Source organism: Collinsella sp. AF39-11AT (genome assembly GCF_003474585.1).
GTDB lineage: Bacteria > Actinomycetota > Coriobacteriia > Coriobacteriales > Coriobacteriaceae > Collinsella.
Genome location: NZ_QROG01000008.1, coordinates 13096 through 37067, shown reverse-complemented (window position 1 = coordinate 37067; position 23972 = coordinate 13096). Strand labels below are relative to the sequence as shown.

Genomic DNA, 23972 nt, shown 5'->3' with positions numbered 1-23972 from the left:
CATGTCGCTCGTTTTGGATATTAAGAAACGTTATTCCGGGTTTGTGCTCGACATGCAGCTTGAGGCCGGCGAGGAGCGCGTGGCGCTGCTGGGCGCCTCGGGTTGCGGCAAGAGCTGCACGCTGCGCTGCATTGCCGGTGTGGAGACGCCCGACGAGGGCAAGATCGTCGTCAACGGCGTGACCTTTTTTGACTCGGCCGCGGGCATTAACCTGTCGCCCCAGGAGCGAAAATGCGCCCTACTGTTCCAAAACTATCAGCTGTTTCCCAACATGACGGTGGCCGATAACGTGTGCGCCGGCGTAAAGGATGCGGGCGACGCTGCGGCGCGCAAGCAACTTGCCGAGCGCTACCTGAGTATCTTTGGACTGGCCGACTTTGCCGACCGCTATCCCGCGCGCCTCTCGGGTGGCCAGCAGCAGCGTGTGGCGCTTGCCCGCATGGTGGCGGCGCATCCCGGCATCTTTATGTTCGACGAGCCCATGAGCGCACTCGATTCCTATCTTAAGAGCGCCCTCGAACAGAACATGCTCGACCTGTTCGATGTATGCAACCGCACCGTGCTCTACGTGAGCCACGACATCGACGAAGCGTGCCGCCTGTGCGAGCGTATCTGCGTGATGCATGACGGGCATGTTGAGGAGATCGGCTCCGTCGAGGACGTGGTCCGCCGTCCGCAGACGCTGGCGGCGCTGCGCCTGACGGGCTGCAAGAACACAAGCCGGGCGCGCAAGATCGGCGACGAAGAAGTTGAGGCCCTCGACTGGGGCATGACCTTTAACGTGGGTCGCGAGGTTCCCGATAATGTGGCGTACCTGGGCATTCGCGCAAGCTACTTCCATGTTGACAATCGCGCGGAGCGGGGTCGCAACAGCTATGATTTGCACGTGGCCCGAGTGAGCGATTCACGCTTTGAGCGCCTGGTGCTGTTGGACGTGCCGCGTGCTGATGCGCCCACGCGTCTGCAGTGGAAGGTCAACAAAGTGAACGTAGCTGCCGACGGGCTGCCGCAGGCCGACGAGACCCTGCGCATGCACTTCGATGCGAGTAAGATCCACTTGGTTTGTCGATAGCGCCGGGTAATGCCGTCGGGGATATAAGCCTCGGCGGCTTTGTCTTGCCGTTCGCCGAATGAAGGATGACAAACTCTTATCAATCAAGATAATTATTTATTAAACGACGGCACACGAGGCTGTCGTACGAATGTCAACGGTGTTCGCATGGTCGATGACCGTTGATATAGTTGACCTTATCTTGTAAAGGAGGGTGCGCACATGCCGCAGACGACATACATTCGCCGCGTTGCCGCGCGTGCCCTGTATATGGCTCGGAGCCGCATATGAGCAGGTATGTTCACGGCTCCGGGAGAGACGACGCACAACTAAATAACCGTCCGCAAGGCAGGTTCCCTAAAATTCCGGGTTTAAGCACGGCCGGGCAATCGCCGTCCGTCGTGCATCGATACCGCCGTTATCCGTTTTTGGTTCGAGAGGGGAACCGTCATGGCTGAAGAATTCGATTTCCATCCGATGTGGGAGAGCCTCGGCATGAATCTTGCCGACCACGACATGCTGCTGGGCGCCGTGGGCCAGATGTACGGGGACATGTTCCTGTCGCAGAACAACCGCCCCAAGTCCACGTCCTACCTGGATTTTGTCGCCACCAACATCCACAGCGGCCGCATTAAGGAGATGCTCGACAAGAAGGAAGCCGGCGAGGCCACCAAGATCGTGGGCTCGTTCTGCGTGTACGTGCCCGAGGAGATCGTGCTTGCCTGTGACGGCATTCCCGTTGGTCTGTGCTCGGGTGCCGATTGGGCAACGGACAAGGTCGAGGAGCACTTGCCGCGCAACACTTGTCCGCTTATCAAGAGCTTTGCCGGCTTTAAGCTGGGTGAGGTCTGCCCCTACATTGAGTCGAGTGACTTGGTGGTAGGCGAGAACACCTGCGATGGCAAGAAGAAGGCCTACGAGTTCTTTGCAACGCAAAAGAACATGTACGTCATGGATATTCCCAACGTGCACGACGAGTCGACGCTCGTGACCTGGAAGGCCGAGGTCAAGAAACTCGCCGCCAAGATCGAGGAAGAGTGCGGCGTCACGATCACGCCTGAGCGTCTGAAGGCCGCCATCCACGCCGTCAATGAGAAGCGACGTGCCCTGCAGCGCCTTGCTGCCACGCGCGCTGCCGACCCTGCACCTATTAGCGGTCTCGACAGCCTACTGACCGTTCAGGCCGCCTTTATGGACGACACGCCGCGTCTGACCGGAGCCATCAACGATATGGCGGCTGAGTGCGAGCAGCGTGTCGAGGCTGGCGAGGGCGTGGCGCCCAAGGGGACCAAGCGCATCCTGTACACCGGCACGCCCATGGCCGTACCCAACTGGAATCTGTTCAACCTCATCGAGAAGGCCGGCGGCGTCGTGGTGGGCGAGGAGTCCTGCACGGGTTCGCGCTATTACAAGGACTTGGTCGATGAGTCCGGTGAGACGGTTGACGAGATGCTCGATGCTATCGCCGAGCGCTACTTTAAGATCAACTGTGCCGTCTTTACGCCCAACGACCAGCGTATGAAGGACATTGTCCAGATGGCCAAGGACCTGCACGCCGACGGCATCGTCGACGTGGCCCTGCAGTTCTGCACACTCTACGAGATGGAGTCGTTTGCCGTGGAGAAGGCCGCCGAGGAGGCCGGCATTCCGTTTATGCACATCACGACCGACTACGCCGGCGAGGACGCAGGCCAACTGCAAACCAGGATCGAGGCTTTCTTGGAAACCATTTAGGACTATCCGTCCTGGTGGCTTCCCCAGGCACCCGATCTTGCCGTTCAAACCGTTGATTGCGTACCAGAAGTACGCGGCGCTCTTCTTTCACGGCAACCTCGGGCACCTGGGAAAGCCGTTTCCTTGGTTGGTTAAAAGGTTTGTTAAGGAGTTATATGTCGGAAAAAACTGAGCAGCCGTTGCCGCGCACGTTTGAGGAGTTCAACGAGCAGCGCAAGGCCGCGTTTATTCGCGTCAAGGATTACAAGCAGGCCGGTAATCGCCTGATCGGGTATCTGTGCAGCTATACGCCGCTCGAGATTATCGATGCCGCGGGGGCTGCGAGCGTGGCGCTGTGCGGCACGTCCGACGAGGTGATTCCCGAGGCCGAGAAGGTGCTGCCGGCAAACCTCTGCCCGCTCATCAAGTCGACCTACGGCTTTGCCTACTCGCAAAAGTGCCCGTTTACGTACTTCAGCGACATGATTATCGGTGAGACCACCTGCGACGGCAAGAAGAAGATGTACGAGCTGCTGGGGGAGCTCAAGCGTACGTACATTCTGCACCTGCCGCAGGGTCGCGATCGTGCCTATGAGCGTGAGGGCTGGTACGAGGAGTGCCGCCTGCTCAAGGAGGAGCTCGAGGGTTTCTACGGCATCACGATCACCGACGACGACCTGCGCGCCGCCGTGCGTCGTCGCAACCGCCTGCGTGCCGCCCAGCTCGAGATGTTTGCGCTCCAGGCCAACCAGCCGGCGGCCATGAGCGGCGTCGACCTGATGAGCACCATGTTCGCCGGTACGTTCAGCTTTGATATCGAGGCCTATACGGACCAGCTCGAGCAAAAGGTTGCCAAGCTGCGCGAGGCCTACGAGGCTGGAGAGCGCCCGGTCGCGGCAGATGCTAAGCGCATCCTGATTACCGGCTGCCCCGTGGGCGGCGTGATCAACAAGATCGGTCGCACCATCGAGTCTAATGGCGGCGCGGTCGTGTGCATGGACGATTGCTCGGGCGAGCGCACGGCGGCCATGATGATCGACCCGGACGCGCCCGATATCCTGCGCGCTATCGCCGACCGCTACCTGGACATTAACTGCTCGGTCATGACACCCAACGACGGCCGCATGGAGAACACGCTGGCCATGTGCGAGAAGTACCACGTCGATGGCGTGGTGGAGAGCGTGCTGCAGGCGTGCCATACCTTTAACGTGGAGAGCGCACGCATGCAGGAGGCCGTCGAGGGTGCGGGCATTCCGTACATGAAGATTGAGACCGATTACAGCAACGGCGACATGGGCCAGATTGAGACCCGCATCGCTGCCTTCATCGAGACCCTCTAGCTTCCTCAGGCACCGGATCTTGCCCCTCAAACCGTCGCTTGCGTACCAAAGTACGCTGCGCTCCTCTTTCGGGGCAACCTCCGGCACCTGAGAAACCTAGAGCTAAGGCGCCTGAATGCGCCGCTGTCTTTGATGTTTGGATTAGGAGAGAGCCATGATAGGGATCGGGATCGATATCGGGTCTACGGCGGCTAAGGCTGCTGTGGTCGATGGCGCGGGTTCGGTGACGTGGACGTGCGTGCAGCCAACCGGGTTCTCCTCGGTCGATGCGGCCGAGCGTCTGCGCGGTGAGCTCGCCGCAGCCGGCTATGACGTGGCGGGCGACGATGCTCGCGTGGTCGCGACTGGCTACGGCCGTGTCGCCGTGCCCTATGCGCATAAGGTCGTGACCGAGATTACCTGCCACGGTACCGGTGCCGTGCACCTGTTTGGCGATCACGGCACGGTGATTGACGTGGGCGGCCAGGACACCAAGGTCATTCAGCTTAAAAGTGGCCGCGTGGCCAAGTTTGCCATGAACGACAAGTGCGCCGCCGGCACGGGGCGCTTTTTGGAGATCATGGCCGACCGCCTAGGCATTTCCCAGCAGCAGATGGCAGACCTCGCCCGCACCGGCGAGCCTACCAAGATCAGCAGCATGTGCACGGTGTTTGCCGAAAGCGAGGTTATCAGCCTGATCGGTCGCGGTGAGCCGCGCGAGAACATTGCGCGTGGCGTGATCGATAGCGTGGTCTCGCGCGTGGCGACCATGGCCGGGCAGGCCGCGGGCGCCCCGTACTACCTGACCGGTGGCCTGTGCGAGAACGCCTTCGTGGTGGAGCGGTTGGGCGAGCTGCTGGGGTCGCCGGTGACCACCTCGCCCCAGGCTCGCTTTGCCGGTGCCATCGGCGCGGCGATTCGCGCACAGGCGCTCGATTAATGCATCGGCCGTGGGCCTGCATTCATGCGTATACTGGGAGGAAATGATTGACCGATGAGAGGAGGTATCGATGGCTGACGATCAGATTAAGCTCACGTCTATGACTGCCGCGAGCGGTTGAGCCGCTAAGTTGGCTCCTGGAGCCCTCGCCCAGGTCCTGGGCGACTTACCCAATGTGCATAACGACAACCTGCTCGTGGGGTTCGATACCTCCGACGATGCTAGTGTTTTTCGTGTTGGCGAAAACCTGGGCCTCGTGCAGTCCGTCGACTTCTTCCCGCCGATGGTCGACGACCCGTTCCTGTTTGGTCAGATCGCGGCGGCCAACTCGCTGTCGGACATTTATGCCATGGGTGGACGACCGAGCCATGCCATGAACCTGCTGTGCATTCCCAGTTGCCTGGGCGTCGAGGTCGCAGGTGAGATTCTGGCGGGTGGCGCCGATAAGTGCGTCGAGGCGGGTTGCTCCATCGCGGGCGGCCATACCATCAACGACGACGAGCCCAAGTACGGCCTGTCCGTGAGCGGCTTTGTCTCGCTCGACCGCATGCTCGCCAACAGCGGCGCGCGCGCTGGCGATGTCCTGCTGCTGACCAAGGCGATCGGCTCTGGCATCATCACCACGGCCATTAAGGGCGAGCTCATCGAGCAGGACGAGGCCGCAGCCATGTTCGACTCGATGCGCACCCTCAACGAGGCCCCGATTCGTCTGGCCGAGGGCCTCGAGCTTCACGGCTGCACCGATGTCACGGGCTTTGGCCTGATCGGGCACGCGTGCGAGATAGCCGAGGGCTCAGGTGTGCAGATTGAGCTTGTGTCGGGGGCGGTGCCGCTCTTTGACCAGGTGCTCAATATGGCGCGTCTGGGCATTATCCCTGCCGGCGCCTACCGCAACCAGGATTTCTTTGGCCCGCGCGTGGCGGCCGACGATGACCTGGAGCCGGGAATGCTGGATGCGCTGTACGATCCGCAGACCTCGGGCGGCCTGCTCATCGCAGCGCCTGCTGCCGATGTGGATGAGCTCGCCCGCCGCCTGCATGCCGAAGGTCGCGTTGCCGCCACAATCGGCCGCGTGTGCGAGGCGGTGCCGGGTGGTCCTGCCGTTCACGTTGTGCATTAAGGAAAACCGTTTATGCGACCGTCTACTGTTCTGGGCGGTCCCTTTTGAAAGGATTTGCTATGTCTACCAAAATTGAAGTCAATGCCATGGGCGATGCCTGCCCGCTGCCCGTCGTCAAGACGCTCAAAGCTCTGAAGCAGCTTGATGGCGAGGGTGCTGTGGTGACCTCGGTCGACAACGAGACGGCCGTCAAGAACATCTCCAAGATGGCACAGGAAAAGGGCTGCACGGCCTCGGTCGAGAAGGTCGCCGATGCCGAGTGGCACGTGATCGTGGCGACCGCCGGCGCCGTTGCCGTGGCCGATCCTGAGCAGGACGGCGCCGCTTTCTGCGACGCCAGCGCCGGCAAGGGCAAGCTGGTCGTGGCCGTCTACACCGATTGCATGGGTCGCGGCGACGATGAGCTGGGCCACAAGCTCATGAAGGCCTTTATCTTTGCCGTGACGCAGCAGGAGGAGCTGCCCGCCACGATGCTCTTCTACAACGGCGGCGCCAAACTCACCGTCGAGGGGTCGCCGGTGCTTGACGACCTCAAGGGCCTGGCCGAGCAGGGTGTCGAGATCCTTACCTGCGGCACCTGCCTCGACCACTTTGGCATTAAGGACCAGCTTGCCGTGGGCGATGTCACGAACATGTACGTGATCGTCGAAAAGATGGAGCAGGCCGGCCGCGTCGTGCGTCCGTAGCGCCTGGGTGGGATTGCCATGAGAGAAAAGCGCCCGGCGCTTGTCATCACGTTTCCCACCACGGCGGCCGCCATGGGCTGCGAGTCTCTGTGCCGTGAGCGTGGCCTTCCCGGGCGAACGATTCCCGTACCCGGAGAGGTTGCTGCCGGCTGCGGCCTGGCATGGAAAGCCCTGCCTGAAAATGAACCACTGCTGCGAAGCGAGCTTGCCGCGGCGGACGTTCCCACCGAGGGCTTTACTGTGATCGATATGTGGGAGGTCGTGCGATGATCTACCTGGATAACGCGGCGACGACCATGCACAAACCTCAGGCGGTCATCGATGCCGTGGTGCAGGCGATGTGCTCGCTCGGCAATGCTGGGCGAGGCGCCACGTCGGGTGCGCTCGACGCGGCGCGCACCATCCACAGCTGCCGCACCAAGCTTGCGCGCTTGCTGGGCTGCCCGCGGGTGGACCATATTTGTTTTACGCCCAACTCCACGGCGGCGCTCAACACCGCCATCAACGGCGTGGTGCGCCCCGGCGATCGTGTGGTCACGACGGTGCTCGAACACAACTCCGTGCTGCGTCCGCTCAACCGCCTGGCGGCAGAGCAGGGCGTGACTGTTGAGCATGCGGGCTGCGACGCGAACGGCGTGCTCGACTACGACGAGCTCGAGCAGCTGGTCACGCCGGGCACGCGTGCCGTGGTGGTGACACACGCCTCCAATGTGACCGGCAACGCGGTCGACATTGCACGCGTGGCTGCCATGGCCCATGCGGCCGGCGCGCTTGTGATCGTCGATGCCTCGCAGTCTGCCGGCACGGCGCATATCGATATGCAGGTCATGGGGCTCGACGTGGTGTGCTTTACCGGCCACAAGGGGCTCATGGGCCCGCAGGGGACCGGTGGCCTAGCCGTGGCGGAAGGCATTGACGTGGCTCCTTGGGCCATGGGTGGCACGGGCGTGCGCAGCTTCGATGCGCTGCAGCCGCAAGAGTGGCCCACGCGTCTTGAGGCGGGCACGCTCAACGGTCACGGTATCGCCGGCCTTTCCGCCGGCCTCGACGTTATCGAGGCCCAGGGCGGGGTAGAGGCGATTGCGGCACGCGAACGTGCGCTTGCCGAGCGCTTCCTCGTCGGCGTTCGCGACATTCCCGGCATTGCGCTCTACGGTGCGTTTGACCAGCCCGTGCGCTCGGCGATCGTTTCGCTTAACGTGGGCGATATCGATTCGGCCGAGGTCTCGGACGCGCTCATGCAAGGGTGGGGGATTGCGACGCGCCCCGGCGCCCACTGCGCTCCGCTCATGCACCGCGCACTGGGGACCGAGCGCCAGGGTGTCGTTCGCTTCTCGTTTGGGTATTTCAACACGGACGAGGAAGTCGACACCGCGATTGACGCTCTGCACGATTTAGCCTGCTAAAGCGTATATACTTGCGGGACGGGTCTTTTGCCCGTCCCGTTTTGTTTCGACCCGAAAGGTGGTCCTATGGCATCATCCGCCCCGCGCGGTCTGCGCTCCGACCATGTCCTCACCGTCGGCATCGCCCTGTTCTCGATGCTCTTTGGCGCCGGCAACCTCATTATTCCGCCGCTGCTGGCGCTGCAGGCGGGCTCTGCCACGCCGCTCGCCATGCTCGGCTTTCTGATTGCCGCCATCGGCCTTCCCGTCATGGGCTTTATTGCCGTGGCACTTGCCGGAACGGCGCGCGAGCTTGCCGGTCGTGTGCACCCCAAGTTTGGCGAGTTTTTTGTCGCGGCGGTGTATCTGGCTATCGGTCCGTGTCTGGCCATTCCGCGCACGAGCTCCACGGCCTTCGAGATGCTGGTGCCGCTGCTGCCCGAGGGTGTCTCGCTCGGCACGGCCCGCCTGGTGTTTGCCGTCGCCTTCTTTGCCGTCGCCTTTGTGCTCACGCTGCGCCCGGGTGTCATTACGCGCGTGCTCGGCCGCATTACGGGCCCCGCGCTCATCGCCCTTATCGTATTGGTCGTGGGCGCTGCCGTGGTCTCGCCGCTGGGTTCCGCTGCCGCGCCGCAGGCTCCTTACGATGCCGGTGCCGCCGTGCAGGGCTTTTTGACCGGCTATCAGACCATGGACCTGCTCGCGTCGCTCGCCTTTGGCATCATCATCGCCGAGACCATCCACGAGCTGGGCGTTACCGACGACAAGCGCGTGGCCTTCGAGATTTCGCGCTCCGGCGTGATCGCTGGTGTGCTCATGGCCATCATCTACTGCGGTCTGGCGCTTGCCGGCACGCAGCTGAGCACCGTGATGCCCGATGCCACCAACGGAGCCGCCATCCTCGCCCGCTCGGCCTCCATGCACTTTGGCCTTGCCGGCACGGTCGTGGTCTTTGCGATCTTCTTCCTCGCCTGCATGAACGTATGCATCGGCCTCATCAGCTGCTGCTCGCGTTACTTCTGCGAGACGTATGTGGTCGAAGGGGGAGCAGAGGCTTCCGAGGAGGCCATGCGCCGTCCCTTTGCGATACTCGCCTTTGTGTTCGCGGCGTTTTCGTGCGTGCTCTCAAACGTGGGCCTCGACGTGATCCTCATGTTCTCGGTGCCCATGCTCAACGCCCTGTACCCTGTTGCAATTGTTCTGGTGCTTATGGGCCTAGTGCACGGTTTTTGCGACGCGCATCCGCAGGTGTGGGTCTGGGTCGGCGGCGTTGTCGCGGTGCAGAGCGTGATCACCTCGATCCGCGACGCGTTCTTTGCAGGCGTGTGGCTGCCGTTCGATGCGCTGCCGCTGGCCGACATTGGAGCCGCATGGGCGCCGGTTGCCGTGGTGGCGTTTGTGATTGGCCTGCTCCACAGCCGGTTTGTCGCACATTCGAGGAGCTAGGGTATCGTCGCTTGCACAGGCGGGGAGTCTCCCCTATAATTTCCTTCGCTTTGGGACACGCAAGGTTTAGACCTTAGCTGCTCAACACCTTCGGGACGTGGCGCAGTTTGGTAGCGCGCCTGCTTTGGGAGCAGGATGTCGCAGGTTCAAATCCTGTCGTCCCGACCATATCTTGCGGGCGTAGTTCAATGGTAGAACCCCAGCCTTCCAAGCTGATGACGCGGGTTCGATTCCCGTCGCCCGCTCCAAGTAATTTGCAGGTCAGAGGTACGTTTACTTCTGACCTGTTTTGTTTTGACCGTCCGACGCGGGGCCTTTGCATTGGCAATGCTCGTCCCTGCTGATTAGGAAAGAAGTGACTGACATGGCAGATTTCAAGGCAGAATATCCCACCCCCGATTGCCTGGCGCCCGCCGCGATCGAGGCCAAGACTGAGGCCGCCGGCGTTACCAAGGCTAACCTGCCGGTCTCGAAGGCCTTTTTGCTCGCTATGTTCGCCGGTGCGTTCATCGCCTTTGGCGGCCTGTTCTTCACGGTCTTTCTGAGCGATGCGTCCCTTGGCTGGGGCGCTCAGCGCTTTGTAGGTGGCCTTGCTTTTTGCCTGGGGCTGGTGCTCGTGCTTATTTGCGGCGCGGAGCTGTTTACCGGCAACTCGCTTATGGTCTGCGCGCTTAAGAGCAACAAGATCACGCTCGTCCAGATGCTCAAGGCTTGGGCTATTGTGTGGATCGGCAATTTTGCCGGCGCCCTGTTCGTTGTCTTTTTGATTTACATGGCAGCTATTTACAAGCTCAACGGCGAGGCCGTCGCCAACGCCATGGTGAGCGTCGCCGCCGGTAAGGTTACGATCGACGCCGTTACCATCTTCTTCCGCGGCATTCTGTGCAACATCTTTGTCTGCCTGGCCGTATGGATCGGCACTGCCGGCAAGACCGTGGTCGATAAGGTCGTGGGCATTTTGCTGCCCATTGCCGCCTTTGTGGCCTGCGGTTTTGAGCACTGCGTTGCCAACATGTACTTTTTGCCCATGGGTATTTTGATGCACTCCTGCGGCTATGGAGCCGATGTCGCTGGCGCCGATGCCCTCAACGCTGCCGGGTTGGCGCTCAACCTTACGGTCGCCACGCTGGGCAATATCGTGGGTGGCGCCCTGATCGTGGCGCTGGGCTACTGGTTTATCTACGCCAATAAGGAGGCCTAAAGCCACCAAGCCATAACCGACCAAAAAGGGACAGGTTTATTTTGGCAGGTTTTAGACGAGGCGCTTCGACGTCTTGTCACGAGCTGCCATAATGGACCTGTCCCTTTTGCGTGCGCGCCGGTATTTATTTGCCCGATGACGATCGCGGGGGACCAGCTTTTTATTGAACATGTCGAAAGGCTTTTCATGAGCGACTGCGAATCCATGTCTGCCGAGGTGCGCGGCCGCCTGCGTTCCATTCCCGCCGTTCACGAGCTGCTTGCCGAGTGGCCGGTCATGAAGGCTGCTGGCGATGCAGGCGACACGATGGTACGCGAGGCGATTGACGCCGAGCTCGATGCCGAGCGCGCGGCGATTCGCTCCGGCGCCCCTGCAAGGAACAAGCGCGAGCTCGCCTTGGCAATTGAGCAGCGGACCCATCGCCTGTCGCTGCCGACCCTGCGCCCTGCCGTCAACGCGACGGGCGTTGTGATTCACACCAATCTGGGCCGTGCTCCGCTTGCTCCCGCAGCGGTGCAGGCGGTGGCCGATGTCGCCCGCGGCTACAGCACGCTTGAGTATGACGTCGCGACCTGTGCCCGTGGGGGCCGCAAAGAGCATGCCGCGCGTCTGCTGCGCACGCTCACGGGGGCGCAGGACGCCCTGGTTGTCAACAACAACGCCGCGGCGGTGCTGCTGGTGCTTGCCGCGCATGCAAGCGGCAAAGAGGTCATCGTGAGCCGTGGCGAGCTTGTCGAGGTGGGCGGCAGCTTCCGCATTCCCGATATCATGGCGGCTTCGGGTGCCAAGCTTGTCGAGGTGGGCTCCACCAACCGCACGCATCTGGATGATTACCGAAGCGCCATTACGCCCAATACGGCGATGATCTTGAAAGTTCATCCTTCTAACTACCGTATCGAGGGTTTCCACGAGGAGGTTTCCGCGGCGGAGCTTTCTGCGCTGGCGCATGAGCACGGGCTGTTACTGTACGAGGACCAGGGCTCGGGCGCTTTGCTTACAGATGAGGTGCTCGTCGATGCTGGGGAGAAGCCCACGTCCGCCTCGCTTTGCGCCGGCGTTGACGTCGTCTCGTGCTCGGGCGACAAGCTGCTCGGCGCCTCGCAAGCGGGCATTATTCTCGGTAGCGCCCAGGTAATCGCCGCCTGTGCCTCGCATCCGCTTATGCGCGCGCTTCGCCCCGGCAAGCTCACGCTCGCGGCGCTCGAGGCCACTTTGCGCCTGTATGTGACCGGATCCGATACAGCGCATCGGGAGATCCCGGTGCTCAACATGCTTTCCGGCGCGCCGGCTCCGCTCGAGCGTCAGGCCAAGCGCCTGCATGACCGCATGCTGCGCAAGCTTCGCGAGTCTCAGTGTGAGGAGGCGGTGGAGCTGCAGGTTGTCGAGGGCGTGTCTGCTCCGGGCGGCGGTTCGCTGCCGACCGTCGAGCTCCCAACTTTTTGCGTTGCCGTCTGTCCCGTCGATGGGCGTCTATCCGCCGATGGCCTAAAGCGCGCTATGGTACAGGAGCCCGATACGCCGGTTGTGACGCGCGTGCGGCACGACCAGGTGCTTTTTGACGTTCGCACGCTTTTGCGCGACACCGACCTTGACCTGTGTGCGTCTGCGTTGGCGGATGCCGTGCGGGCAGGTTTGCGTCGATGACCGCGCGCGAGCTTGTCGAATGTCCCGTTATCGTCGGAACGGCAGGACACGTCGACCACGGAAAGTCGGCCCTTATCGAGGCGCTGACCGGCAAAAATCCCGACCGTCTGGAGGTCGAACGGCGCCGAGGCATGACCACTGAGCTCGGCTTTGGCGAGCTCGAGCTTCCCAGCGGCAAGCTTGTCGGCTTGGTCGACGTACCCGGGCATGCGCACTATCTGCGCGCCATGGTGCAGGGCGCCACCGGCGTGGACGTTGCGTTGCTGGCGGTTTCGGCCGTTGAGGGCGTGATGCCGCAGACCCGCGAGCACGTTCGGGTTCTGGAGCTGTTGGGTGTGACGCGCATGGTCGTCGCACTCACGATGCGCGATTTGGCCGACCACGAGATTGCCGCGCTGGCGGAGCTCGATGTCGAGGCGTTTCTGGACGGGACCGTGTTTGCGGGTGCCTCTATAGTGCCGGTGTCCTCCAAGACGGGCGAGGGCCTGGACGAGCTGCTTACGACGCTCGATAACACGGTTTGTTCGTGCTGGTCGGAGCATCTGGAGGCGACCGCTGGCTCGGGCGCCGCGCCCCGTCTTCCCATCGACCGTTGCTTTAGCATCCGCGGCACCGGAACCGTCGTGACGGGTACGCTGCACGACGGTCCCGTTTCGGTTGGCGATGAGCTCGTTGCGCTGCCGTCGCAAACGCGCTGTCGCGTGCGCGGGGTGCAGGTTCACGGGGATACCCAGTGCGCGGTTCCCGGCCAGCGCGTCGCCCTGAACCTGGTGGGCGATGGCGTGGCGGGCCTCAAGCGCGGCGAGATGCTCGGCGTCGAGGGTCGCGTGGGCCAGACGCTGCGCTTTTTGATGCAACTGACATATGTGGGGCGCGATGGCGTGCGAGCCGGCGTTCTTGCTTCGGGTACACGCGTGCACGTTATGGCGGGCACGGCTGAGGTGCTCGGCCGCATTATGCTTTTAGACGACGAGCCGCCTATTGCGGTCGGCGAGACGCGTGTGGTGCAGGTGCGCCTGGAACGGCCGCTGCCGTTGCGCGCCGGCGATCATGCCGTCATTCTGTCGTATTCGCCGATTTCGCTGCTTGGCGGCGGACGCGTCCTGCTATCGCGCTGTCGCCGCGCGCGGGTCCTGTCGGCGGGGGAGCGCGCGTTGTATGCGGCGCTTGAGTCCGGAGATGTCGCGGACGGCGTACACGCGTGGCTGGCGCTGCAAACGCTGCCTGTTGCTGCTGCCGGTGTTGCCGCAGCGCTCGATCTTGTTACCGGCGAGGTCGAGATCGTTTTGCGTGGGCTTGTGGACCAGGCTGCCGTGTGCGAGCTTGCTGCGGGCGGTGCGGTGCTCTACGCAGATGCCTCGGCTCTCGATGCTGCAATGGATGTGCTGGCTGCGGCCTTGTCCTCCATGCACGCGGCGGCTCCCAAAGAGATCGGCTTTACGTCCGGTGCGGTCGCGCACGCGGCTTGGCCGGGCGCCGGTAACGATGTCGCGATGGCACTTATTGCCGAGGGCTGTGCACGTGGCGTGTGCGCCGTCGACGGTGCCGAGGTGTTCGACCCGCATTCCGCCGCCGCGGCGATACGCGTGGTGCGCGAGGCTGGCCAGCGTATCGTGGCCCTGCTGGATGAGGCCGGTCTTAATGCGCCGACGCTTCCCGAGGTGAGCGAACAGTTGCAGCTCGATCGCGACACCATGACGCGTGTACTGCGCGAGCTTTCGCTCAACCACTCGATCGTTAAGGTCGAGCGCGACGTTGCCTTGTCCGCCGCTGCCGAGGCCCATGCGCGTGAGGTTGTTGCGACGGCTATCGAGGCTGCTGGCGGCGCCGCCACCACGAGTGTGCTGCGCGAAGCCCTGGGCGTGTCGCGCAAACGAACCATTAGCATCTTGGAGCACCTGGATGCCGTGCGCTTTACAGTACTCGACAAGGAGTCCGGCGGTCTGAGATCGCTGCGTTAGCGGTTTCCGCATCGCTCTTTTCGGTTGTGGTCTGTTGGGTTTGGTAAAATACCGCCACGTTTGGGAGCGGATGGGCTCCGGTGGGCCCCGCGGTCTTCAAAACCGTTGTGAGGCGTGCAAAACGTCTTGGATGTGTTCGATTCACATCCGTTCCCGCCAACGCATCTCGCCAAAACCACCACAAAGGTGCCTGTCCCCTTTGTGGTGGTTTCGAAACGTGCGGGAAACAGCTTCGAAACACGCGATTTGCTCGTCAGGCGGTCAAAAAGCTATCTACCTGCATCGTAATCAAAATGAAACATCCGCTCGTTGCCTTATTCGTAACTTTGTAGCAACAGTGCGATATTATCCATACTCGATAAAGCTCACGGCGCATGGGGCGCCGCGAACGACACCTTTCTTTTCCATCAATTGGAGGAAGCATGAGCTACACGCAGAAAGTTCTCGACGAGCTCAAGGCCCGCTATCCCGAGCAGCCTGAGTTCATCCAGGCCGCGACCGAGATCCTCGGCACCATCCAGCCGGCGCTCGACGCCCATCCCGAGTACGAGGAGGCCGCCCTACTGGAGCGCCTCGTCGAGCCCGAGCGCATCGTTATGTTCCGTGTTCCCTGGGTCGACGACCAGGGCAAGGTCCAGGTCAACCGCGGTTACCGCGTCGAGTTCAACTCTGCCATTGGGCCCTACAAGGGCGGCCTGCGCTTTAACCCGACGGTCACCCTGGGTATGCTCAAGTTCCTGGGTCTGGAGCAGATTCTTAAGAACAGCCTGACCACCCTTCCCATGGGCGGCGGCAAGGGCGGCTCCGACTTTGACCCCAAGGGCAAGTCCAACAACGAGATCATGCACTTCTGCCAGTCCTTCATGACCGAGCTCTACCGCCACATCGGCCCCAACACCGACGTTCCCGCCGGCGACCTGGGCGTTGGCGGCCGCGAGGTTGCCTACATGTTCGGTCAGTACAAGCGCCTGACCAACGAGTGGACCGGCGTCCTCACCGGCAAGGGCCTCTCCTTTGGCGGCTCGCTCGCCCGTACCGAGGCCACCGGCTACGGCCTGGTCTACTTTGTGGACGAGTACCTCAAGAGCCGCGGCGAGTCCTTCGGGGGCAAGAACGTCGTCGTTCACGGTTCCGGCAACGTTGCTATCTATGCCGTCCAGAAGGTCTCCCAGCTCGGCGGCAAGGTGCTGGCCTGCTCCGACACCCACGGCTGGGTCGAGGATCCCGACGGCATCGACTACACCGTGCTCGAGCACGTCTACAACAAGAAGCGCTCCGGCCACGACAAGGGCGTTACGCTCGCTATGTACGTCGACGAGAAGCCCAATGCCGTGTGGCACGAGGGCGACGGCCGCGGCGTGTGGCAGCTTCCCTGCGACATCGCGCTGCCCTGCGCTCGCGAGAACACGCTGCTGCTTGAGGACGCCCAGGCGCTCGTCGCCAACGGCTGCAAGGTGGTCGGCGAGGGCGCGAACATGCCCACGACCATCGAGGCCACGACCTACTTCCAGGAGAACGGCGTCGTCTTTATGCCCGGTAAGGCTGCCAACGCCGGCGGCGTGCTCGTGTCCGGCCTGGAGATGAGCCAGAACGCCGAGCACCTGTCCTGGACCTTCGAGGAGGTCGACGGCAAGCTCGAACAGCTCATGCGCGGCATGTTCCACAACGTGGACGACACCGCCAAGGAGTACGGCGAGGAGGGCAACTTTGTCATGGGCGCCAACATCGCCGGCTTCCTGAAGGTCGCCGACGCCATGCTCGCCCAGGGTGTCTGCTAGATTCAGCTCGACATAGCATTGATGAGGCTCCCAGCTATTTCGGCTGGGGGCCTTTTTCTGTGGCGGCGAGGGTCGTGCGTCCTCGTTTGGTACACTAAGAGGTACTGGACAAGTGAAGAGATGGGGGAGAACGTGCTCAAGTTCGGTACCTACGTCCGTGTTGGAAACGCGGCCGAAGCCTATGAGCTCTTGCAGAAGAACCGCAACAACAAGATTGTGGGCGGCGGCATCTGGATGCGCCTGGGATCGCGTCGCGTGGCGACGGCGATTGACCTTTCGGCCTGCGGACTCGATCAGATCGAGGAGACCGAGACCGAGTTTCGCATCGGTGCCATGTGCACCCTGCGCCAGCTCGAGTGCCATGCCGAGCTCAACGCGCTCGTCAACAACGTATTTGAGTTTGCCGTTCACGACATCGTGGGCGTGCAGCTTCGCAATACCGCCACGGTGGGTGGCAGCATCTACGGCCGCTTTGGTTTTTCGGACGTGCTTTCCGCCTTCCTCGCGCTCGATTCCTATGTTGAGCTGACGGGCGCCGGCCGCGTGCCGCTCGCCGAGTTTGTGAACATGGGCTATGTGCGCGACGTGATCGAGCGCGTCGTGGTCGTTAAGCACGATTACCGCGCGAGCTACGAGGCCGTGCGCAAGGCCGCGACCGACTTCCCCTCTCTAAACGTTACCGCCGCCTGGTGGGATAACAGCTGGCATGTCACCGTGGGTGCCCGCCCGCTGCGTGCGACCCTGCTGCAGGGCGAGGCATGCGGCCTCGAGAGCGAACAGCCTTCCGAGGACGAGCTGCGCGCCCTGGCCGCGTCCGTGCGCGCGCTGAGCTATGGCACCAACATGTGGGGCTCGGCCGAGTACCGCCGCCGCATCTCGGCCCCGCTGGCGATTCAGGCCGTGCGCCGCGCCGCCGGCATCGAGCTTTCGGCCGCGCTTGCCCGCGAGCTCGAGGGCGTGCAGATTCCCAAGCACGCCACGGACGAGTATTCCTGCCGCCGCGTGCCCGGCGTCGATTCTAGCGAGGTGCGCTAATGGCTGCCAAACTCATCGATCTTTCCTTTACGCTCAACGGCCGCAAAGTCAAGGTTCAGATTGCCCCCGACACCATGCTCTTTGCGCTGCTGCGCGAGCAGGGCTGCGCGTCGGTGCGCTGTGCCTGCGAGACCACCAACTGCGGCCTGTGCACGGTGTGGCTCGATGGCGACCCGGTGCTGAGCTGCTCGGTTCCCGCCGCCCGTGTTGAGGGCCGCTCGGTCACCACGCTCGAGGGCCTCAAGGCCGAGTCTGAGGCGCTCGCCCGTGCGATGGCTGCCGAAGGCGCTGAGCAGTGCGGTTTTTGCGCCCCCGGCCTCATCATGAACGTGCTGGCGCTCGCCCGCGCCGCCAAGGAGGACCCGAGCCTCGTCGCCACGCGCGAGGAGCTCTCGCGCCAGCTGGCCGGCAACCTCTGCCGCTGCAGCGGCTACGAGAGCCAGCTGCGCGCCATCGTCCGCTTCCTTAACGAGTCCGGCGTGCAGGTGGGCTTTGAGATGCCCGAGCTGCCGGTCAACGACACTAGCTGCGACGGTGTCTCGTACAAGCAGATCACCCATAAGCAGCCTAAGAAGGACTCGAAGGCCCTGCTCGAGGGCCGTCCCGTCTACACGGGCGATATGGTGCCCGCCGGCGCGCTCATCGTTAAGCTCAAGCGCAGCCCGTATGCCCGCGCCAAGATCTGCTCCATCGACACGTCTCGCGCCCTGAAGGTGCCGGGCGTCGTGGGAGTCTACACCTATGAGGACGTGCCCAAGCGCCGCTTTACCATCGCCGGTCAGAGCTATCCGCAGCCGAGTCCCTACGACCGCTTGATCCTCGAGAACCTCGTCCGTTACCAAAACGAAGAGGTGGCGATCGTCGCCGCCGAGACCGAGGAGGCCGCAGACAAGGCGCTCAAGCTCATCAAGGTCGACTACGAGGTGCTCGAGCCCCTGCTCGACTTTACCCAGGCGCTCGATAACGACATCGTGGTCCACCCCGAGGGCGACGTGACCTTTATGTTCCCGCAGGGCGGCGATGTCCCGCGCAACCTGGTGTGCAGCGGTACCAGCGATTTTGGCGACCTTGACGAGGCCTTCGCCCAGAGCGACATCGTCTTTGAGCGCACCTACACCAGCCAGGCCACGCAGACCGCGCCCATGGAGACCTTCCGTGCCTTCGCGACGACTGACGCATTCGGACGCATCTCGGTGACCACCTCTACGCAGGTGCCCTTCCACGTGCGCCGCATGGTCGCGCAGTCGCTCGACATTCCGCAGTCGCAGGTGCAGGTCATTAAGCCGCGCATCGGCGGTGGCTTTGGCTCCAAGCAGACGGGCTGCTGCGAGATCTTCGTTGCGTTTGTGACGCAGCAGACCGGCCGTCCGAGCTACTGCTGCTACACCCGTGAGGAGACCATCACTGCGGGCAACTCGCGCCACCAGATGCAGATGACCGTTAAGCTGGGCGCCATGAACGACGGCACCATCACGGCCATCGACCTGCACACGCTGTCCAACGCCGGCGCCTATGGCGAGCACGCCACCACGACGATCGGCCTTTCGGGCCACAAGAGCCTGCCCATCTACAACCACGTGAAGGCGAGCCGCTTTAGCTGGGACGCCGTCTACACCAATACCAACCGTGGCGGTGCGTATCGTGGCTACGGTGCCACCCAGGGCCAGTTTGCCGTGGAGAGCGCCGTCAACGAGCTCGCCGACATGCTGCACATGGACCCCGCCGACCTGCGCCTTAAGAACATCGTGCGCGAGGGCGAGATCATGCCGCAGTACTACAACGAGAGGCTCAACGCCTGCGCGCTCGACCGCTGCCTGCTGCGCGCGATGGATATGATCGGTTGGCGCGATAAGCCGCTGGCCGTCGATCTGGGCGACCGCGTGCGCGCCCTGGGCTGCGCGCTCACCATGCAGGGCTCGGGCATTTCCAACGTGGACATCGCCGGCATCGACATGCGCCTGGAAGAGGACGGCTTCATTACCATCGGCACCGGCGCCACCGATAACGGCATGGGCGTCGACACGATCCTGGCGCAGATTGCCGCCGAGGAGCTGGGCGTGGAGAGCTCGCTGATCGTGGTGCGCGGCGTGGACACCGACGTGTCGCCGTTCGACGCCGGCTCGTACGCGAGCTCTGGTACCTACGTGACGGGCCTTGCCGCCAAGAACGCCGCGACCGAGCTGCGCGAGAAGATTTGCGCCAAGGCCGCTCAGATGTGGGACGTTGACGCCGCCGACGTGGTCTTCGACGGCCAGTACGTGCGCCTGTCCGACGAGCGTGCCGCTCGTGAGCAGAACCGCTACCTCACGCTGCGCGAATTTGCCAACCTATGCGTCAAGAACATCGCGGGCGGCGACGCGCTGACCTCGCACGCCTCTGCCTGCCTGCCCGTTTCGCCCCCGCCGTTTATGGCCGGCATTGCCGAGGTCGAGGTCGACAAGGCCACCGGCAAGGTGACCGTGGTGGACTACGCGGCGGCCGTCGACTGCGGCACCGTGATCAACGAGGCGCTCGCGCGCGTCCAGGCCGAGGGCGGCATTGCCCAGGGTATCGGTCATGCGCTCTACGAGATCGTCGAGCACGACGACCGTGGCCGCCTGCGCACCGGCAACTTTATGAGCTACAAGCTGCCCACGCGCCTGGATATCGGCAGCATTCGCGTGGCCTTTGAGCCGAGCTACGAGCCGACGGGTCCGTTTGGCGCCAAGTCGATCGGCGAGGTCGTCATCAACACGCCGCTCGCCGCCGTGGCCTCGGCCGTCGCACACGCCACCGGCCACCAGGTGCGCTCGCTGCCCATCACACCGGAGAAGGCTCTGCTGGGGGAGTAGCGGGTCATCTAACAAGTCGTAGTTGGCGGGACGGGACAACTCGCCCCGCCTTTTGCACTCGTGGTGAGGTCGTGAGCCTGTAAAAGGTGTGCGTGCGCTTGTCGTTCGTATCTGCTATCATTCCTAGTCTGTGCGCTCATGCGGGCGTGGCGGAATTGGTAGACGCGCCAGATTTAGGTTCTGGTGGGATTCCCGTGAAGGTTCGAGTCCTTTCGCCCGCACCAACGCATCTGCGTCGGCTCTGGCCGTCGCGACACTTTGTTGCATAAAGGTACCAGCACCTCAGATAAGCTGGGCAGTATGAGGAGGAACGTGTTGAACATCACCGCTTCTGACGTCAAGGACGCCAAGCTCACCGCTACGGTCACCATCCCGGCCGCCGACGTCGACGCCGCGATCAAGAAGGCCTACAAGGACACCGCCAAGAAGTACCGCTTCCCGGGCTTCCGTGCCGGTAAGGCTCCCCGTCCGGTCATCGACTCCGCTCTTGGCGCCGAGGCTACCCTCGCTCAGGCCACCAACGACCTGATCGCCGCCAACGAGCCCGCCGTCCTCAACGAGCTGGACATCGTCCCCACCAAGAACGGTGACTACAAGGAGCTCGACCTCGCCAAGGATCACGAGGACTACACCTACACCGTCGAGTTCTCTCTGCGTCCTGCTGCTGAGCTCTCCTCCTTCGACGCTGTCGAGATCGAGATGCCCCCTGCGGAGGTCACCGAGTCCGAGATCAACAACCAGGTCGAGATGCTCCTCAACTACCGTGCCACCTTCGAGGACGTCGAGGGTCGCGCCGTCGAGGCTGACGACTATGTGACCGTCGACCTCAAGGCCGTCGAGAACGCCGACAACTTTGCCGCCGAGGGTCGCATGCTCATCGCCGGTAGCGACAGCAACCCCAAGGAGTTCAACGAGGCCCTGATCGGCGCTAACGTTGACGACGTCAAGACCGTCACCTGGACCGACGAGGTCGAGGAGGGCGAGGAGGCCGAGACCCACACCGTCGAGGTCACCGTCAAGGGCATCAAGGTCCGCAACACCCCCGAGCTCACCGACGAGCTTGTCAAGTCCGACTTCGGCTTCGACAGCATCGACGCCATGCGCGACGCCATCAAGATCGAGATCGAGCAGGACAAGGCTTCCCGCCTGCCGGCCGAGAAGGAGAACCGTTGCGTCTCCGCTCTCGCCGAGCGTCTGCAGCTCGACGAGATGGACGCCGACTACGAGCAGTCCGTCTTTGAGGAGCTTGGCCAGAACTTCCTGTCCAACCTCGCTGCCCGCGGCATGACGCTGGACACCTGGCTGCCCGCTTCCGGCCTGACCATGGAGCAGTTCATCGGCGACCTGCATAAGCAGGCCAACGACGTTGCCCGTGAGTCCCTGGCTCTGGACGCCCTCGCCCGTGAGCTCAAGATTGAGGTCACCGAGGACGACATCAACGCCGAGTTCGAGAAGGCCGGCGTCAAGGACGTCGAGGCTTCCAAGGCCGAGTTCATCGCCGATGGCCGCATGCCTGCCGTCCGTGAGTCCATCCGTCGCTCCAAGGCCGTCGATCACCTGGTCGAGAACGCCAAGGTGACCGAGGTCGACGAGACCGCCAAGGACGCCGAGTAATTCTCGCCACCTTGTCCACGAGCGCATGCATGCGCCCGTGATGGGGTAAAGTTATAAGCCGGTTATCCGGTTGCTTCGTACGGTGCCAGCCAATGCATAGCATGCGGGCACCGTACGTTTATCTAGAACCAATTTGGTCCGCAAGAGAGAAATGGAGATGCGTATGATCGCTAAGTTCGATTCCGCCCTCGTGCCATACGTTATCGAGCAGACGCCGCGCGGCGAGCGCAGCTACGATATCTATTCGCGCCTGCTCAACGATCGCATCATCTTCTTGGGCGAGGAGATCAACTCCGTCAGCGCCAACCTGGTCGTTGCCCAGCTACTGCATCTTGAGAGCCAGGATGCCGAGAAGGATATCTCGCTCTACATCAATTCGCCCGGCGGCGAGGTTTACTCCGGCCTGGCGATTCTTGACACCATGAACTTTATCAAGCCGCAGGTCTCCACCATCTGCGTCGGTATGGCTGCGTCCATGGCCGCCGTGCTGCTTTCGGCTGGCGCCAAGGGCAAGCGCTTCTGCCTGCCGCACTCCAAGGTCATGATTCACCAGCCCAGCGGCGGTGCCCAGGGCCAGCAGACCGAGATCGAGATCGTTGCCGAGGAGATCAAGAAGACCCGTCGCGAGCTCAACCAGATCCTGTCCGATGCCTCGGGCCAGCCCATCGAGAAGGTCCAGGCCGATACCGAGCGCGACAACTACCTGACCGCTGCCGAGGCCCTCGACTACGGCCTGATTGACCGTATCGTCACCTCTCGCGATCTCGCCGCGAAGGACGCCTAGGATGGCAGGAAACATGCAGGACAACTTTGACGAGAACGGCAACCCCATCCGCTGCTCCTTCTGCGGAAAAGAGCAGGGCCAGGTCCGACGCCTCGTAAAGGGCCCGACCAACATCTTTATCTGTGACGAGTGCGTCGCCGCCTGCTCCGAGATTCTGGAGGAGTCGCTGGCTTCGGACTTTATGGACGCTGCCCGCAATGGCAAGCTGCCGGGCTTCCTCAATGACCACGGCCAGGCTGCCGGGCAGCCCGCTGTGGACCCCGAGACCGAGGGCTTTGAGCTCGAGGACGACCGCCAGGTCATCACGCACGTGCCGACGCCGCACGAGATCTATGACGAGCTTTCGGCTTATGTCATGGGCCAAGAGGACGCCAAGCGCGCCATGTCGGTTGCCGTGTACAACCACTATCGTCGCGTGATCGAGGGCGGTGCTGCGCTTTCGGCCTTTGACGACGGTTTGGACTCGCAGCTTGACGATGACATGGACGAGGTGGAGCTCGCCAAGTCCAACATCCTGCTGCTCGGTCCCACCGGTACCGGCAAGACCCTGTTGGCCCAGACGCTCGCGCGCATCCTCGAGGTGCCGTTTGCCATCGCCGATGCCACCGCGCTCACCGAGGCTGGTTACGTTGGCGAGGACGTGGAGAACATCCTGCTCAAGCTCATCAATGCTGCCGATGGCGACATTGAGCGCGCTCAGGTGGGCATTATCTACGTGGACGAGATTGACAAGATTGCCCGCAAGGCCGAGAACCTCTCCATTACCCGCGATGTCTCGGGCGAGGGTGTGCAGCAGGCGCTGCTTAAGATTCTTGAGGGCACGGTGGCCAGCGTTCCGCCTACCGGTGGCCGCAAGCATCCCCAGCAGGAGCTGCTGCAGATCGACACGACTAACATCCTGTTTATCTGCGGCGGTGCCTTTGTGGGTCTGGACAAGATCATCGCCGACCGCGTGGGCAACAAGGGCGTGGGCTTTAACTCCGAGATCGCCGGCCCCACCTCGGTCGACGAGAACGACCTGCTGCGTCAGGTGCTCCCGCAGGACCTCAACGCCTTTGGCATGATCCCCGAGTTCGTGGGCCGTACGCCCGTTGTCACCCAGACGCAGGCGCTCGACGAGGACGACCTGGTGTCGATTCTGACCGAGCCCAAGAACGCCGTGGTGCGTCAGTACCGCAAGATGTTCCAGCTCGAGGACGTTGAGCTTGAGTTTGAGGCCGCGGCCCTTCACGAGATCGCCCGTATGGCGCTCGCCCGCAAGACCGGCGCCCGCGGCCTGCGTTCCATCTGCGAGGACGTGCTTCAGCAGACGATGTTCGACCTCCCCAGCGAGGAGGGTGTCGCCAAGGTCATCGTGACCGAAGCGGCGGTTAAGGGCGAAGAACAGCCCCAACGCATCTACGGGTAAACCTGCCAAAAACGTGCTTGCAAATAGCCTCCGACCATCCGCGGTCGGAGGCTATT

The 23972-nt window shown here is 62.8% G+C and carries 18 protein-coding genes and 4 tRNA genes; all 22 read left to right on the top strand.

Annotated elements, in window-relative coordinates; genetic code table 11:
* Position 1: 1 nt before the first annotated feature.
* The 22 genes from DW037_RS04740 to clpX all read left to right on the top strand — a co-directional run bounded on the left by DW037_RS04740 (position 2) and on the right by clpX (position 23916).
* A complete protein-coding gene (locus tag DW037_RS04740; RefSeq protein ID WP_117629423.1) occupies positions 2-1072 on the top strand; it encodes a sulfate/molybdate ABC transporter ATP-binding protein in 1071 nt (356 codons plus the stop codon).
* A gap of 429 nt (positions 1073-1501) precedes the next feature.
* On the top strand, positions 1502-2785 hold the full coding sequence (locus DW037_RS04735; protein WP_118372916.1) for a double-cubane-cluster-containing anaerobic reductase: 1284 nt from the start codon (positions 1502-1504) through the stop codon (positions 2783-2785).
* A 155-nt stretch (positions 2786-2940) separates the two neighbouring features.
* Positions 2941-4104, top strand: coding sequence for a double-cubane-cluster-containing anaerobic reductase (locus tag DW037_RS04730; protein ID WP_117629425.1), 1164 nt, complete (start codon positions 2941-2943; stop codon positions 4102-4104).
* A gap of 154 nt (positions 4105-4258) precedes the next feature.
* Positions 4259-5023, top strand: coding sequence for an acyl-CoA dehydratase activase (locus DW037_RS04725; RefSeq protein WP_117629426.1), 765 nt, complete (start codon positions 4259-4261; stop codon positions 5021-5023).
* A gap of 70 nt (positions 5024-5093) precedes the next feature.
* A complete protein-coding gene (gene selD, locus DW037_RS04720) occupies positions 5094-6143 on the top strand; it encodes a selenide, water dikinase SelD (protein ID WP_117629427.1) in 1050 nt (349 codons plus the stop codon).
* A gap of 59 nt (positions 6144-6202) precedes the next feature.
* Positions 6203-6829 carry a sulfurtransferase-like selenium metabolism protein YedF gene (yedF, locus tag DW037_RS04715; protein WP_117629428.1) on the top strand — a complete coding sequence of 209 codons (627 nt, stop codon included), beginning with the start codon at positions 6203-6205 and terminating at the stop codon, positions 6827-6829.
* Between the two features lie 18 nt (positions 6830-6847).
* Positions 6848-7099, top strand: a complete 252-nt coding sequence (locus tag DW037_RS04710; RefSeq protein ID WP_117629429.1) for a DUF3343 domain-containing protein — start codon at positions 6848-6850, stop codon at positions 7097-7099.
* A complete protein-coding gene (locus tag DW037_RS04705) occupies positions 7096-8235 on the top strand; it encodes an aminotransferase class V-fold PLP-dependent enzyme (RefSeq protein WP_117629430.1) in 1140 nt (379 codons plus the stop codon). The genes DW037_RS04710 and DW037_RS04705 overlap by 4 nt, the downstream gene beginning before the upstream one ends.
* 66 nt (positions 8236-8301) lie before the next feature.
* The gene (gene brnQ / locus DW037_RS04700; protein WP_117629431.1) at positions 8302-9660 is read left to right on the top strand and encodes a branched-chain amino acid transport system II carrier protein; all 1359 of its coding nucleotides are present in this window, start codon (positions 8302-8304) and stop codon (positions 9658-9660) included.
* Positions 9661-9751: 91 nt separating this feature from the next.
* Positions 9752-9828: transfer RNA gene (locus DW037_RS04695), tRNA-Pro, on the top strand.
* A 6-nt stretch (positions 9829-9834) separates the two neighbouring features.
* Positions 9835-9908: transfer RNA gene (locus tag DW037_RS04690), tRNA-Gly, on the top strand.
* A 116-nt stretch (positions 9909-10024) separates the two neighbouring features.
* Entirely contained in the window at positions 10025-10861 is an 837-nt protein-coding gene (locus tag DW037_RS04685; RefSeq protein WP_117629432.1) for a formate/nitrite transporter family protein, read from the top strand.
* Between the two features lie 186 nt (positions 10862-11047).
* The gene (gene selA / locus DW037_RS04680) at positions 11048-12505 is read left to right on the top strand and encodes an L-seryl-tRNA(Sec) selenium transferase (protein ID WP_158571938.1); all 1458 of its coding nucleotides are present in this window, start codon (positions 11048-11050) and stop codon (positions 12503-12505) included.
* Complete coding sequence (selB, locus tag DW037_RS04675; RefSeq protein WP_117629434.1) at positions 12502-14466, top strand: selenocysteine-specific translation elongation factor; 1965 nt, start codon at positions 12502-12504, stop codon at positions 14464-14466. Before selA ends, selB begins: the two co-directional genes overlap by 4 nt.
* A gap of 62 nt (positions 14467-14528) precedes the next feature.
* Positions 14529-14625, top strand: a tRNA-Sec gene (locus DW037_RS10605).
* 263 nt (positions 14626-14888) lie between these two features.
* Positions 14889-16244, top strand: coding sequence for an NADP-specific glutamate dehydrogenase (gene gdhA / locus DW037_RS04670; protein WP_117629435.1), 1356 nt, complete (start codon positions 14889-14891; stop codon positions 16242-16244).
* A 132-nt stretch (positions 16245-16376) separates the two neighbouring features.
* Positions 16377-17279 (top strand): xanthine dehydrogenase family protein subunit M, encoded by a 903-nt coding sequence (locus DW037_RS04665; RefSeq protein WP_199408869.1) that lies wholly within the window; start codon positions 16377-16379, stop codon positions 17277-17279.
* Complete coding sequence (locus DW037_RS04660; protein WP_117629437.1) at positions 17279-20110, top strand: molybdopterin cofactor-binding domain-containing protein; 2832 nt, start codon at positions 17279-17281, stop codon at positions 20108-20110. Before DW037_RS04665 ends, DW037_RS04660 begins: the two co-directional genes overlap by 1 nt.
* A 140-nt stretch (positions 20111-20250) precedes the next feature.
* Positions 20251-20334 (top strand) — tRNA-Leu (locus DW037_RS04655).
* An 88-nt stretch (positions 20335-20422) separates the two neighbouring features.
* Positions 20423-21724, top strand: coding sequence for a trigger factor (tig, locus tag DW037_RS04650; protein ID WP_233505673.1), 1302 nt, complete (start codon positions 20423-20425; stop codon positions 21722-21724).
* 163 nt (positions 21725-21887) lie between these two features.
* A complete protein-coding gene (locus DW037_RS04645) occupies positions 21888-22508 on the top strand; it encodes an ATP-dependent Clp protease proteolytic subunit (protein WP_022095182.1) in 621 nt (206 codons plus the stop codon).
* Position 22509: 1 nt separating this feature from the next.
* The gene (gene clpX, locus DW037_RS04640) at positions 22510-23916 is read left to right on the top strand and encodes an ATP-dependent Clp protease ATP-binding subunit ClpX (protein ID WP_117629438.1); all 1407 of its coding nucleotides are present in this window, start codon (positions 22510-22512) and stop codon (positions 23914-23916) included.
* Positions 23917-23972: the final 56 nt, after the last annotated feature.